Origin of the sequence: Sediminibacterium sp. (assembly GCF_051861365.1) — a bacterium.
GTDB lineage: Bacteria > Bacteroidota > Bacteroidia > Chitinophagales > Chitinophagaceae > Sediminibacterium.
Map to the genome: position 1 here is coordinate 58206 of NZ_JBHYCW010000018.1, position 13866 is coordinate 72071.

14 protein-coding genes are annotated in these 13866 nt (G+C 39.8%); 11 read left to right on the top strand and 3 right to left on the bottom strand.

Annotation, left to right across the window (positions count from 1 at the left end; genetic code table 11):
• The first annotated feature begins 27 nt into the window (after positions 1-27).
• The 3 genes from ACTIEV_RS09810 to ACTIEV_RS09820 all read left to right on the top strand — a co-directional run bounded on the left by ACTIEV_RS09810 (position 28) and on the right by ACTIEV_RS09820 (position 3819).
• Positions 28-1482: an NADP-dependent isocitrate dehydrogenase gene (locus tag ACTIEV_RS09810; protein WP_322196142.1), complete on the top strand. Its 1455-nt coding sequence runs from the start codon at positions 28-30 to the stop codon at positions 1480-1482.
• Between the two features lie 55 nt (positions 1483-1537).
• A complete protein-coding gene (locus ACTIEV_RS09815; protein ID WP_322196141.1) occupies positions 1538-3169 on the top strand; it encodes a pyruvate dehydrogenase complex dihydrolipoamide acetyltransferase in 1632 nt (543 codons plus the stop codon).
• A gap of 131 nt (positions 3170-3300) precedes the next feature.
• Positions 3301-3819, top strand: a complete 519-nt coding sequence (locus tag ACTIEV_RS09820) for a hypothetical protein (RefSeq protein ID WP_322196140.1) — start codon at positions 3301-3303, stop codon at positions 3817-3819.
• Between the two features lie 103 nt (positions 3820-3922).
• Here the strand turns inward: ACTIEV_RS09820 and ACTIEV_RS09825 are convergent, their stop codons facing one another.
• From ACTIEV_RS09825 to ACTIEV_RS09835, 3 genes are all read right to left on the bottom strand, one after another.
• Positions 3923-6337 carry a zinc-dependent metalloprotease gene (locus ACTIEV_RS09825; protein ID WP_322196139.1) on the bottom strand — a complete coding sequence of 805 codons (2415 nt, stop codon included), beginning with the start codon at positions 6335-6337 and terminating at the stop codon, positions 3923-3925.
• A 136-nt stretch (positions 6338-6473) separates the two neighbouring features.
• Positions 6474-6932, bottom strand: a complete 459-nt coding sequence (locus ACTIEV_RS09830) for a hypothetical protein (protein ID WP_322196138.1) — start codon at positions 6930-6932, stop codon at positions 6474-6476.
• Between the two features lie 106 nt (positions 6933-7038).
• Entirely contained in the window at positions 7039-8886 is a 1848-nt protein-coding gene (locus ACTIEV_RS09835; protein ID WP_322196137.1) for an outer membrane protein assembly factor BamB family protein, read from the bottom strand.
• 256 nt (positions 8887-9142) lie between these two features.
• On the opposite strand from ACTIEV_RS09835, the gene ACTIEV_RS09840 reads away from it, so the two are divergent.
• The 8 genes from ACTIEV_RS09840 (at position 9143) to ACTIEV_RS09875 (ending at position 13824) form a co-directional block, all read left to right on the top strand.
• Positions 9143-9508, top strand: a complete 366-nt coding sequence (locus ACTIEV_RS09840; RefSeq protein ID WP_439516407.1) for a hypothetical protein — start codon at positions 9143-9145, stop codon at positions 9506-9508.
• Positions 9505-9867, top strand: a complete 363-nt coding sequence (locus tag ACTIEV_RS09845) for a CoA-binding protein (protein WP_322196135.1) — start codon at positions 9505-9507, stop codon at positions 9865-9867. Before ACTIEV_RS09840 ends, ACTIEV_RS09845 begins: the two co-directional genes overlap by 4 nt.
• A 103-nt stretch (positions 9868-9970) precedes the next feature.
• The gene (locus ACTIEV_RS09850) at positions 9971-10606 is read left to right on the top strand and encodes a hypothetical protein (RefSeq protein WP_322196134.1); all 636 of its coding nucleotides are present in this window, start codon (positions 9971-9973) and stop codon (positions 10604-10606) included.
• 347 nt (positions 10607-10953) lie between these two features.
• Positions 10954-11217 (top strand): hypothetical protein, encoded by a 264-nt coding sequence (locus tag ACTIEV_RS09855; RefSeq protein ID WP_322196133.1) that lies wholly within the window; start codon positions 10954-10956, stop codon positions 11215-11217.
• 117 nt (positions 11218-11334) lie between these two features.
• A complete protein-coding gene (locus tag ACTIEV_RS09860) occupies positions 11335-12453 on the top strand; it encodes a hypothetical protein (protein WP_322196132.1) in 1119 nt (372 codons plus the stop codon).
• 114 nt (positions 12454-12567) lie between these two features.
• Complete coding sequence (locus ACTIEV_RS09865) at positions 12568-12906, top strand: AHH domain-containing protein (RefSeq protein ID WP_322196131.1); 339 nt, start codon at positions 12568-12570, stop codon at positions 12904-12906.
• Position 12907: 1 nt separating this feature from the next.
• Positions 12908-13561 (top strand): imm11 family protein, encoded by a 654-nt coding sequence (locus tag ACTIEV_RS09870; protein WP_322196130.1) that lies wholly within the window; start codon positions 12908-12910, stop codon positions 13559-13561.
• Positions 13562-13674: 113 nt separating this feature from the next.
• Entirely contained in the window at positions 13675-13824 is a 150-nt protein-coding gene (locus ACTIEV_RS09875; RefSeq protein ID WP_439516408.1) for a hypothetical protein, read from the top strand.
• Positions 13825-13866 lie beyond the last annotated feature (42 nt).

Below are 13866 nucleotides of genomic sequence, written 5' to 3' on the forward strand. Positions count from 1 at the left end.
CCTTCGCAGCACTTCAAAAAAGGAATTATGACAAAGATTGCCGTAGCTAAGGGGGATGGAATTGGTCCCGAAATCATGGATGCTGTTTTGTCGGTTTTTAACGCTGCAAAAGTGCCGCTGGAATATGATTTTGTTGATATGGGTAAGTGGGTGTTCGACAAAGGCTACAGCAATGGTATGACGCCCGAGGCACAGCAAACAATCGAGTCATTGGGAATCCTTTTTAAAGGGCCGATGGAAACACCAAAAGGGAAGGGTGTAAAGAGTGTGAATGTTACCGCTCGTAAAACCTGGAATACCTATGCCAATAAACGCACATTCCAAACCTTACATGGTGTAGATACTGTATTTAGCAAAGCAGGTATACCGATTGATATCACGATTGTTCGTGAAAACATTGAAGATACCTATGGTGGTATTGAACACATGCTTACTCACGATGTGGCACTGAGCAGAAGATTCATTACCCGTCCGGGAAGCATGCAGGTGATCAAGTATGCGTTTGAAATGGCTAAGAAAAAAGGAGCGAAAAGAATCACGTGCGGACACAAAGCCAATATCATGAAGCTTACAGACGGATTGTTTCTGGAAGTATTCTATGAAGTCGCAAAAGACTATCCCGAATTAAAAGCAGATGATGTGATCGTTGATGATCTGTGTATGAAATTGGTGAGCCGTCCCGATCTGTTTGATGTAGTAGTATTGACCAACTTACAGGGAGATATCGTGAGTGATTTATGTGCCGGATTGGTGGGTGGACTTGGATTTGCGCCGTCAGCCAATATCGGAGACCATATTTCTATTTTTGAAGCCGTACATGGAACAGCACCGGATATTGCCGGAAAAAATATTGCCAACCCCACAGCTTTGTTATTGAGCGGTATTGGCATGTTGCGACACCTGGGATTGATGGAAAGTGCAGCTAACATTGAAAATGCGTTACTCTTCACTTTAGAGAGCGGCATTCATACCGGTGATTTTGGCGATAAGGGAACTGCTTCTTCTGATACCACCACTTTTGCCAATGCCATCATTGCTAATTTTGGAAAACAGCCTGCACACAATCCTAAACCTATTCTTTCGGATCTACCGGTAACACAGACTGTTTTCAAACTGGAAAAAAATCCCATGTTAGAAAGCAATGAAGAATCAGAAGAAAGAATTGTGGGAGTGGATATGTTCATTGAAAGCAATGAACAACCACAGTTGGTAGCCGAGAAGTGTTTACAACATACGCTGGATCTTTTCAAATTGGTAACCATCAGTAACAGAGGTACGCAGGTATGGCCTAAAGGATCAGTATTTACGAATCTGATCAACCAATACCGTTGTCGCTTTGAGAGTGTGGGAGAAGTGGGATTGACGCAGGTAGATATTCTCGAATTGTATAAGCGTTTATCGACAGACTTTAAGATATGTTCAACCGAGCTGTTAAATGCCTGGGGCGATAAAAAGGGTTATAGTCTGGCACAGGGTCAATAATTACCCGATTTTCCCCTAATTTCACGGCTCATTTAAACAGCGCAATCGAAACTATATGGCCGAAGTGATTTTAATGCCCCGCCTGAGTGATACCATGACCGAAGGTGTTATTGCCGCATGGCATAAAAATGTGGGTGATGCAGTAAAGAAAGGAGACCTTCTTGCAGAAATAGAAACCGATAAAGCCACCATGGAGTTGGAAAGCTACCAGGATGGTATTCTTTTGCATATCGGAACCCCTAAAGGTGGTAAGCTTCAAGTCAATGACCTCTTGGCTATATTTGGTAAAGCCGGAGAAGATATTTCAACAATATTGGCACAACATGCCGGTGGAAATGCGGCTCCTGCTGCAGTATCCGCACCTGCACCGGAAGCAGCTCCGGCACAGGTTGCTACTTCATCTGCCCCAACTATGGATATATCTAGTATGGAAGAAGTGGTATTAATGCCTCGCTTAAGTGATACCATGACTGAAGGAGTGATAGCCGGTTGGCATAAGAAAGTAGGAGATACTGTAAAGAAAGGAGAAGTGCTGGCAGATATCGAAACAGATAAGGCCACCATGGAACTGGAAAGCTATAAGGATGGAGTATTGTTATACCAAGGTGCACAGCCGGGTGAAAAAATTCAGGTGAATGACCTGCTTTGTATCATCGGTAAAGAAGGGTTGGATGTAAATGCCATTGTACAAGCAGTAAAAGCTAGCGGAGGCTCAGCTCCCGCTGCTGCAGCACCAACTCCTGCCGCTACAGCTACTGCTTCAACACCAGTAGCAGCCCCTCAGGTTCAAAGTGAAACTGTAGTAAATGAAGGAAGAATATTAGCATCGCCATTGGCTAAAAAAATAGCCGGTGAAAAAGGTATTGATCTCCGTTATGTAAAAGGAACGGGTGACAATGGTAGAATTACCAAGAATGATGTGGATGCATACGTTCCTGCGGCTGCCGCTCCTGCTCCTCAAGCAGCCAAGTCTGCTACACCGATTGCAGCAGCACCTGCCGGACAAGTTAGCTTCGAAGATGTTCCGGTTTCTCAAATGCGCAAAACCATTGCACGTCGTTTGAGCGAGAGTTTGTTTACAGCTCCGCATTTTTACCTGACTATGAGTATTGATATGGATGCAGCGGTTGCAGCACGTGCCAAAATCAATGAAGTGGCTCCTGTGAAAATCAGTTTCAATGATATGGTATTGAAAGCAACTGCTTTGGCATTGAAACAACATCCAAAAGTAAACAGCAGTTGGTTGGGTGATACCATTCGTTACAACCATCATATCAATATTGGTGTAGCTGTTGCGGTGGAAGATGGTTTATTGGTACCGGTGGTTCGTTTCGCAGACACCAAATCATTGAGTCAGATTGGTGCTGAAGTAAAAGAATACGCACAAAAAGCAAAAGATAAAAAATTACAACCAGCAGACTGGGAAGGAAGTACGTTCACAATTTCTAATCTGGGTATGTATGGAATCGATCAATTCACAGCCATCATCAACCCGCCGGATTCTTGCATCTTAGCAGTAGGTGGTATTTCACAAGTTCCTGTGGTTAAAAACGGACAAGTAGTACCCGGTAATATCATGAAAGTGACTTTGAGCTGTGATCACCGTTCTGTAGATGGTGCAACAGGTGCCGCTTTCTTACAAACATTAAAGTCCTTGTTAGAAGAACCATTAAGAATGCTCGTATAATAAGCGAGATCATAATATTTGAAGTGAAAGCTTTTTCCGGAAGGGAAAAGCTTTTTTCTTGCATTTATAGGGTTAAAAGGGTATTTTGTTCTATTGCCTTCTAATTAATCACTGTAACTAAACCCTTCAACATGAGAAAACTCTTAACCATTGCTGTAATGGCAACCATCATCTTTAGCTGTAAAAACGCAGAAGATAAAAAAGAAGTAACATCTGATGTTACATACCCGTATTCATTGGAAAAACCTGATAACTGGGATATCGGAAGTAAGGAAAATACCTTACTTGTGATGAATGCTTTAAAAGCTTTTGAAGACAACAAAGTAGAAGATTGTCTTTCCTATTTTGCAGATACGGTCAGATGGCGTGCTGATTACATGGATCAAACATTATCGAAAGACAGTTTGAGAGTTGCTATGACCAACTTAAGAAATTCTATTCAAGCTGTACAAGTTAAAATGGGAGATTTTGAATCTGTTATTTCTAAGGATAAAAAAGATGAGTGGGTAACTTTATGGTACACAGAAATTGTAACAGATAAAACTGGTAAAACAGATTCTTTAGCGATGGTCAACGATATCAAAGTTTCAAAAGGAAAAATTGTTGAACTGAATGAATCCGTGCGCCATTTCCCAACTAAAAAACTATAAGACATAGTATACGTCTAGTTTCAAAAACAGAGCCGCTGATTTATTCAGCGGCTCTGTTTCTTTATACTCACTGCTCATTATTGACTACTCACTCATCACAAACTCACCACTCATCACACCCAATCGGCGCCCCCGGTGCAATTTCTGCGTGTTGAGGGAGTTCAATGTCTTTCGGTTTTTCGATTCTTTCAACGGCGTATAGATAATGTGGTCTCCAGGTAATAGGATTCAAATCGGCTTGTCTTTTGGCATATGCTTTCAGATTATTCAATCTATCGAAGCATATAGACTTGACCATATAATTGGCATTGTTATGCTGACTTAAAGCGAGTAACCATGTCAAAACAATCTGCTGCGTTTGCGCCTGAACCTGACCTTTTAAGCCTTCTTGTTTAGGTGCCATCCATGTTTTTTGGATGATGGCATCCAGTACTTCACCCCAGCCCATGGTTCCTTTCTGCGCTTTGAATTGTTCCAATCGATTGGCTCTTTCTGCATTGAATAAAAAGCCCAATTCAAAATGTGCCAACGCTTCCGCAGCTGCCATGGGATCAAAACTCATTCCTGTTCTTTTAGCAAAAGTTTCTCCCACACCGTAATACATAGGTGGACGAGGAGGAATCATCAGACTGATACGATCTGGTAGTGTGAGTACGTCAGGAGATAAACAATCCAATGCGGCCTTCAGTGCTTTTTGCTGAATGGCATTGTCGAGTATTTGTGGTTGCTGCTGTGTATCGCCACGAACACTATAGCTGTAATTCATACCACCAATCAGTTTTACGACTGCTTCGATCTGATAACGATGATAATTGTATACCGGTACCAAAACATCTTCCATTCTAGACATGGGCATTGCTTCCTGAATAACTTTTTCTGAAAATTGATCCAATGCTTTTTGGCGAACTTGTAAAACATTTTTCAATTCATCAGTCACATCTTTTCCATTGTCCCATAAATGGGCATAAGGGTGTAGTCCACCTGCCGCTCTTGCATCGGCATCGGCAATAAACAGTAATCCTTTTTTGGTATTTTCTTCCAACAGATTCTTCAGCGCTTTGTCTTCATTGGTTCCATCCGGAAAATCTTGGTAGCCATAAGTAATGGCCCTCTTATCCCATTCACCAATTTCATTGGTATACACTTTCGAAAAATCAATCTCACCTTTACTGTTTACAAAGATGTTGGGATGCGGATAATCCATCACCGATCCGCGATCATTATAACTAGAGGCATAATTATGTTGTAATCCAAGTGTATGTCCAATTTCATGTGCAGATAATTGGCGTAAGCGTTGTAGGGCCGCTTCACGCATGGTGGCCGGAACGGGTTTGCCTGTTTCATAAGGAGACAATAGACCGGTAAAAATCAGATGGTCCTGACGTACACGTAAAGAACCAAGTGTAACTTGTCCTTTAATAATCTCACCGGTACGCGGATCGGTTACAGAAGCACCATAACTCCATCCTCTGGTAGAACGATGTACCCAATTGATCATGTTATAACGGATATCCATGGGGTCTGCATCATCAGGTAAAATTTTTACAATGAATGCGTTTCGATATCCTGCAGCTTCAAAAGCCTGATTCCACCAACGACCGCCTTCCAATAATGCCGAGCGAATAGGCTCGGGGGTACCATTGTCTAAATAATAAACAATAGGCGCCACAGGATCACTGATAGCAGCGCTAGGATCTTTCTTTTCCAGTCGATGACGGGCAATAAACATTTGTTCAATCGGCTCTGTGAATGGACTACTGAAATCGAAATAGTTGATCCCAAAATAGCCGCTACGGATATCGTATTTGCGAGGTTTATAATTATTGTCCGGTAATTGCACAAAAGAATGGTGCATACGTACAGTAATGGCTTCGGCAGAAGGAGTTACTGCATTCACATATCTACCTGCATCACTACCTCCGGTAAAAGTGATGATGGCTTCAAATTCGCTATTCAACGGGAAATTACGGGTGTTGGGAAGATAGATGGCAGAACGGGCTTCATTGAATGTATAAGAGCCCTGACGCATACCACGTATACGATCGGCAATACCGTGTGCATCCCTAAGAAAAAAAGACGTGGCATCTACCAATACTTTATCACCTTCATCTTCATCAATCGTAAATCCGGCAATGGCAGATTGTGCAAATGATTCCTGTACTGCTTTTCTCTCTTTTTCGTCTGATGAGTTGGCCCTGTAACGATAGTTGGGCTGAATCATCAATAATTTTTTCCCGATCTTATGGAAAATAACAATTCGGGTACTGCCCAATTGCCCACGATCAAGACCAATATCATTGGATCCCAATCCGGCAGGCAATGAATTGACATACAAAAATTCCTGATTCAGTTTATCTACCAGTAACCATATTTTACCGGTATTGGTATCCCACCAATAAGTGAAATAACCATCATACCGCTTCATGTTTTTTGTTTTCTCGGCAATTTTGGAAGAAGTGGTTTGTGATTGTGTTTGTAAAAACAACAAACAACAACAAACCCAAAGCAGTGTACGCATGAAAAGAAGTTTTGGTGAAGAAAATGAATGTTGATAAAGATATTTTAAAAACAGGAGAGGCTTCAGAAAACAGCAATAAAAATCCTGTTACCGAAAACAGTAACAGGATCATTATAAAGTTGGGTTCAATCGCTGATTAAGCGTTGAATGGAATTTCCGGATTGCTTGGTGCTGCCGGTGTTTCAACAGGAGCAGGGGCTGGTGCCGGAGCAGGAGCCGTAACTGGTGCAGGTTTGCTTACTTTTTTAGGAGCAGCTTTTTTCTTAGCAGCCGGTTTTTTTGAAGCTACTTTTTTAGGTGCAGCCTTTTTTGCTGGAGCTTTTGCTTTTTTAACGGCAGCTTTCTTTTTAGGAGCAGCTTTTTTAGCTACCTTCTTTTTAGAGGCTACTTTTTTCTTAGCAACCGATTTTTTTGCAGCGGCTTTTTTCACTGCTTTTTTAACAGCGGCTTTCTTTTTAGGAGCAGCTTTTTTAGCAGGTGTTTTTTTCTTAGCGGCTTTTTTTACAGCTTTCTTAGCGGCCTTCTTAACAGCCTTTTTTGCAGGAGCTTTCTTCGCTGCAGGTTTTTTAGCGGCTTTCTTTTTAGCTTTTGCCATGATGGATAGTTTGTTGTTGTAAATGATGAGATAGGAAAGTTAGAAAATAATTTGTGAATTCAAAGTATTAGTTCTTTCAAAAAATGTTAACGGGCTATACACATTGTCATTCTTTGACTTCGAGTAAGGTTACTTTACCATCCATCGTTGCTGCAATGATCTGTTTACTGCTGATCATATTCACCGTATTCACCATCGAATTGTCGATCTTATACACCCATTTTTTTGCTTGTTTGATGGGGTCAATCGCATATACCTTACCACTTTTTGTTCCGAAAACAACCGTTTGTTCTTTTTCGATCAACATGGAGGGAACATGCTCGTAACCAAAGCCACAATTGACTTTCCAGGCAACCGACTGCTTATCTCTTGAGGTCTGAAATGCCACGATCACATCATTCATGGTTTTGCCATACACATATTTTCCATCTGCTGAAATACCGATCGATTCTCTAACCGTAGCTTCATTGTTTCTCCATAAGGTAGTTCCGGTAGCAAGGTCAATAGCACTGATATAGCGATCCGGCGCCACCACATACACCACATCATCCTTGATCACCGGAATACAGGCTGCGGGAGAGAAATTCAGTACACTAAACCCATTGTTCCATTTCCACATCAATTGTCCGTTCTGTTTATTGAGTGCATAAAGGTTTCTGTCCCATGCACCAAACAATATCTGATCACCCTGAATGACGGGTTTACTCATCACCGGACCATTCAATCCACCAAAACGCCAGCGTTCTTTACCCGTTGAGAGATCCAATGCTCTGAAATGATGATCGCTGGAGCCGATGTACACCACATCATTTTCTATCAATGGAGACCCTAATACAGCTGCATCTGTTGGATGTTTCCAAAGGAGTTTTCCATTTCGGGTTTGCAAACAGTAAACCCAACCATCACCAGACCCTACCACTACTTGTTTGCCGATAACGGCAGGAGAAGAAAAAACAGAACCTTGTGTTTGAAAACGCCATTGTTCTTTACCCGATACAAGATCCACAGCTGTTATGGTACCCATGCTGTTTCCAAAGAATACCAGTTTACCATCGGTAGCCGGTGTTGAAATAACATTGGCTGGGGAATGATACACCCACTTCGCCTTCACATTCGGGAAGCTATCATTCACGGCATAGGATGGACGCATGCTTGCCGGACTCGCCTGATAATTATGTTTAAGGATGCGAATACCTGTCCACGGACTGCGTGTTTCTAGTCCGGGTCTGCGTTCTGAGAAGATCATGGAGTCTGCACGTACATCTACCAGATTATATCCACCGATCTCGGCTTTAGCTCTCAGATTCGAACGTCCCATCACTGCAGGGATGCCTTCTAGGTTCATGGCTTTATTGGCATGACCATGACCACAAAGCGCTGCGATGGTATTTTTTTGTTTCAATCTGTCAATGGCTTCATACCAATTATCCAGTCCATTATCCAATGGATAATGATTCAGGAAAACAATGGGTTGATCATTACTTCGTTTTTTGAGTTCTTGATCCAGCCAATTCACAGCATCACGTGGAATATGTCCATCACTCATACGAACATAGGGTCCGGATGCACAACCGATGAACGTAATACCGTTGTGCTCAAAAATGAATTTGTCATAGCCGAATATCTGAGTAAAAGCAACGCCCCCGGTTTCACTCCATCCGGTATCATGATTACCGGGAATAATGTAATAGGGCACTTTCAATTCACTTAATATGGCTTTGGCCATTTTAATTTCTTCGGTGGTGCCCAGCTCAGTAATATCACCGGTGAGTACTACAAATGCGATATCGGTCATTTGATTGATATCGGCTACGGTTCTTCTCAAATCTTCTTCAGCACTACCATTCGGGGAGCCGATATGGGTATCGGAAATAAAAGCAAAACGAAAGGGTTTGATTTGTGCTTTAGCACTAGCAAACACTAGTATCAGTAAACAAACAACTAATTTCTTCATGCCTGAAAGTTACAAACAGTAAATGGATCTGAATACTTCGGAAGCCTTTTTACAATGAGAAAGCTGCGAGCCATGAGCTTTTTATTAGGGTGCAAATATCATACGATTTGCTCACAGCTCGAAGCTCATGGCTCATAGCCAATTAAACCATCACATGCTTTACCTGTTGTCGTATCTTTAATAGTAGAAACAGGAATCGTATGCAAGGTTCTATTTACAAAAGGCGGATATTTTCGGACAGGCAGCAGTATGGATCATGTCATGGGTGCCTTTTGTGTATTTTTTTCCGGAAGCACTTAAAAAAAGTGATTTCTATATGTTGATCCTGGTTCATGGACTTGGACTCATGATCATTGGTATCTGGCAATTGGTGAGTTGTTTATTAAATCTCTTACAGGCAAATGATACCGATAGCCGTTTTTTTAGAACCAACTTGTTGATAGGAATCATTTTAGGAGTTTTCTTTTTTATCATGGCATCATTCGGTATGTTGAAGATACCATTGGATGACAGGAAAGCGTATATGGTGTATGTACTAGCCATTTATTTTCTCACGATTGATGTATTGGCCATTCGTTATTGGAGAAAGATCTATCGGTATTATCAAAAAGAACAAGTATGAGTAAGAAAACAGTGGTATTAGGAGCTTCGGAGAATCCATCGCGCTATAGTTATCTGGCGGTGAATAAATTACGTGCCTATGGGCATCCGGTGGTGGCCATCGGAAATAAAAAAGGTGCGGTTGGGGATGTTGTCATTACCACAGAAAGACCGGATGAAAAAGACATTGATACTGTAACACTCTATCTCAACCCGCAACTGCAGCAACAGTATTATGATTATATATTTTCCCTGAAACCCAAGCGTATCATTTTCAATCCGGGTACAGAAAATGATGAGTTAGAAGAACTTGCAACATCCAATGGGATTCAAGCCATGGAGGCTTGTACTTTGGTTTTATTGGGAACAGGGCAGTATTGATGTTGGTGGGTCAGGCGACCAATAATTGCGAAGAGGCTTATTATTCAAATTTTATTAACTTTAATATTACATCTATACCAATAAAGGTTAGCGTGTGTTGTTTATGAAAATTGTACTCGTTTTTTTAGGGTTATGTGTTGTCAATGCAATATTTGCACAGACTGCTGAAAAAAGAGTGTATATCAATCCTTCTTTTGGTGGTTACAGGGTAACGACTGATCCCAATAATATCAATAACACTCCATTCATGTTTGAAGGAAAGATAGGAACGGATATCGGTAAGCATGGCATCATAGGGCTTCAGTTTTCAAGGGTTCATCAAAATACCATGGTATCCGGAATGTTTTGGCAACAACCAGTTGCCGGTCCTGTATCATTAAATCGATATGGGAAACTTACCCATCAAATCACTGCATTGGGTGTTTTTTATGAAAGAATCTTTCAACTTGGAAAACGTGTAGATCTGTTTCCAAGTGCATATATCCAATACCTTGATTTCAAAGAGGTGGAGAAAGGTAATCTCATCTTTGTAACTGATTCATCTGGAACCTATGAACGTAAGACTTTTAATAACTATTCTGCAAGGGTAGGGATCAATTTCAATATGCAGTACAAGCTCGGAAAATCTTTCGCTATTACTATGCGCCTACTGCAAATAGACTGTAAGATATGGGATGAATCCAGAAAAAATATATCCGGTGAACTTCCTTTTTTGTTAGGGGTTAAGTTTTCGTATTAATCTTAATTGCTGCGCGCCAACTTTTTGAAACTTTCGGAGCTTTCCAAAAGTTATCCTTCAATAGTAAGACTAGTGACGATAGTATAGACATCTTGTCGTTGCTGTTTACTCATACAGACAGTTTTAATTGTTAAAGAATGTTTGTATTGAGTATATGAGATTCAATGAGTTAGAAATAGTTGGGAAATTTGAATCTCGGTGCTAAAAATTAATTTTGAAAATATTAAAAAATTCTTTTTTTTACATCACCCTTTTGAATGCTAACGCTTGGATCATTATCCCCCTTGGTGCACTAAGCGATATTACCCGTATCATTAATTATTTCATCGTTAATCAAACAACTGTTTATGAAAATTAAGCAAATGGCAAAGCTATGCCTGTTAGTTCTCGTACTATTTATCACTGGTTGTAAAAAAGACCTATTTGAAAGAAGAGAAATTCCTTTGCTAGAAAGTTCTGTTTCTAGCAAAAATTTTTTTGCAAATTATGATTATCGGGATACTGAAATAAATCTCCTTATAGCAAATATTAAAAGTTCTGAAAGTAAATATTTCTTTTTAGACAAAGTTTCAAAAAAACATGGTATTCCATCTTGGAGTAATGTACTTTAGTCAACTTCGGAAAGCGAGATAGATGCGAGTGAAATTTCTCTTAAGACAAACTCGACCGAAGGATCTAAAAATAGAAAAAAGGTAGATAAAACTAAAACCGGAGTCTTCTTCGTTCCGTTGACTAATAATTTTTCAAAGGAGGTAACTGCATACATTTATGCTGAAAAGAAAAGCGATTCAGAATTCATTTATAAGGTTTACAATAAAAAAGAACTACTTAGTACTACTAACTTGGATCAAAAAAAAGAACAAGATATTAAGCACCATATGGCGATGTTCGCTTTTTTTGATCGAAAAGTATTTAAAAAGAATAGTGTTAGTTACTCTGGCACTAGAGAGTACAAATTTAAAAATGTAGTAGTTCAACCTGCAAGAAAGAAGGTTTCCCAAAATTCTATCCAGTACAAAAAAAATTCACATCCAACCCCTTGCGATAAGATAATTGCGATATTTGAAATTTATGATGGTGATAATTGGGTATACACTATTGAAATTCGTTCCACTTGTACAACTTTACCTGCTGTAACTGTGGTTGGGATTAGGAATCTTGGTGAAAACAATAGTGGAGGCGGTAGTGGTGACCTGCCACCGTTTGGATTAGGTGGTTCGATGGGATACATAGGTGGAGGTTTTGGAATGCCAACCGGGGGATACTCTGAAGGAGGGCAAGTAGTATTAGGTAATATTCCTAGTGCTTGGTCTGAAAACTCTTGGGAAGCATATTGGTCTTCTTTAGTTGAAGGAAGACCGACTATTTATCAAGGTGCAGTAGCAAATTTGATTGCAAATATTCCCTTAACTGAAAATGAAACCTACTGGGTGCAGGATAATGGAATGCAAGCATTGAAACTCTCAGAGTATTTAGTCGAAGAAGAATATAGTGCAGAGTCAGTTTGGGCTACTCAAATGACGATTGGTTTGCTTGAAGCAGGGTATTTTGAATATCAAAGTGATGCAATATTCAATTCTGTTTTAGCGGCTAAATTACCCTCAAGCATAAGTTTTCCAAATAATATTGTTACACAATACATATCATTATTTTACCATCAAATGAAGATTTTATTCCCTAACGATTCTTGGTGGGAAAATATGAGAAGGGCATTAGTAGAGTGGGGTCATTTTGCACTTGATGTAGGAGGATTATTTCCGGTCGGAGGTGAGATCTTTGATCTTGTTAATGCTGGATGGTATACACTAGAGGGCAATTATGCTTTAGCTGGAACTTCTTTAGTGTAAGCAATTCCATTTGTTGGAACTATACCTGCAGCAGCCAAAATAGCTTCGTTTGCGGGAGCACCATTTATGGTTAAAGTAGGGGCAAAATGGAAATACCTTAGAAGTTCGTATAAAATGAGAAAAGAATTGGGTTTAGTAAAAGGTGATGGACTAATTGCACACCATATCTTACCTTTAGGAGAGGATGGGCATAGCCTCATTCAAGCTGCCGCTAATGGAGGCTTCGATCTTAATAAAGCGGTTAATGGTATTGCTTTAGATGGTGTTTTTCATAAAGGTTCTCATCCCGCATATTCAGCAAGAGTTAGAGCTAAAATGGATAATATTATGAGTGCATATAATAACTCAATTACTCCTCAACAGGCAATTGCAGAATTGCAATCTTTGATTAATACAATTCGAAACGCAATTGCAAATCAATCAAGTACAAGAATTAATGATGTAATTTTCTAGTATGTATTACAAACTAACACCATCTGTTGATACTAAAGTAATTGGAAATGTGAATTCTCAAACTGAAGATGCAATTTTTCCTCAGATACTTGATGGCCAGTTATTTTCAAGAGATATTTTTTTGAAGAAAATTGATAATCCCTTAACTGTTCTAACACCTAATGCGATTTTAACTAAAAATGCAAGGTTAACTGATGTTATTGGAGGAGCATCAACAGCAATAGTTGGGCAAATGATAATTAGTAATAGACTCAAACTAATTTTAGAAGGTGTAAATGATGCTAAAGTTCAATTCTTTCCATTAAGTGTAATTGAGAAAGAAATTACGCATATAAACTATTGGCTCATATGTGCGTATGACACAGATATGGAGTTCATTAACTATGCTCAATCAAAAATAGAACTTGTAGGCTTGGGCTCACAGAAAATCAAAGATGTTTTAATACAAGATTATAAGCATTTTGATTCTTTGATAAAAGAGATACAACTACCAGAACGCCTTTCGATTACTAAAGTTTCTTTAATAGATCAGTGTAATAAAGATTTATTGGTATTGAGTTGGGTTGAGGGAGGAATCGGATTTTACGTTAGTAAAAAAATTAAATCTGAGATTGAGAATTCCGGGTGTACTGGGATTCAATTTAGTCCAATATAAATGAGTAGCTTTTTAGGGGGTATTTTTTATCCCCCTAAAAAATGCGCGCCAACTTTTGGAAAGTTCAGAAACTTTCCAAAAGTTATCCTTCATAGACGTGACTCGCAAAGCTGATTGGCCTTTCAAGTAACAACCGGATATCAAAATGGGAAAAAGGGTTGGCGAACCCTAATACTGGAAATGCGATGAAGTTTGAGAATGTATTGAACTTAGCCGTTGTTGGTCGCCCGACCACAGGTGTTCGGAAGATTAAGGAGGATTAGCCCCAAAAAGCTGCTCAAAGGTATTTGGATCACCACCACAAA

Bases quoted from the DNA above. Each gene is read 5' to 3' on its own strand.
- ACTIEV_RS09845 (WP_322196135.1), top strand. From the start codon at position 9,505: ATGAGTAAGAAAACAGTGGTATTAGGAGCTTCGGAGAATCCATCGCGC.
- ACTIEV_RS09855 (WP_322196133.1), top strand. From the start codon at position 10,954: ATGAAAATTAAGCAAATGGCAAAGCTATGCCTGTTAGTTCTCGTACTA.
- ACTIEV_RS09865 (WP_322196131.1), top strand. From the start codon at position 12,568: ATGAGAAAAGAATTGGGTTTAGTAAAAGGTGATGGACTAATTGCACAC.
- ACTIEV_RS09815 (WP_322196141.1), top strand. From the start codon at position 1,538: ATGGCCGAAGTGATTTTAATGCCCCGCCTGAGTGATACCATGACCGAA.
- ACTIEV_RS09830 (WP_322196138.1), bottom strand. From the start codon at position 6,932: ATGGCAAAAGCTAAAAAGAAAGCCGCTAAAAAACCTGCAGCGAAGAAA.
- ACTIEV_RS09840 (WP_439516407.1), top strand. From the start codon at position 9,143: ATGTCATGGGTGCCTTTTGTGTATTTTTTTCCGGAAGCACTTAAAAAA.
- ACTIEV_RS09850 (WP_322196134.1), top strand. From the start codon at position 9,971: ATGAAAATTGTACTCGTTTTTTTAGGGTTATGTGTTGTCAATGCAATA.
- ACTIEV_RS09825 (WP_322196139.1), bottom strand. From the start codon at position 6,337: ATGCGTACACTGCTTTGGGTTTGTTGTTGTTTGTTGTTTTTACAAACA.
- ACTIEV_RS09820 (WP_322196140.1), top strand. From the start codon at position 3,301: ATGAGAAAACTCTTAACCATTGCTGTAATGGCAACCATCATCTTTAGC.
- ACTIEV_RS09835 (WP_322196137.1), bottom strand. From the start codon at position 8,886: ATGAAGAAATTAGTTGTTTGTTTACTGATACTAGTGTTTGCTAGTGCT.
- ACTIEV_RS09810 (WP_322196142.1), top strand. From the start codon at position 28: ATGACAAAGATTGCCGTAGCTAAGGGGGATGGAATTGGTCCCGAAATC.
- ACTIEV_RS09870 (WP_322196130.1), top strand. From the start codon at position 12,908: ATGTATTACAAACTAACACCATCTGTTGATACTAAAGTAATTGGAAAT.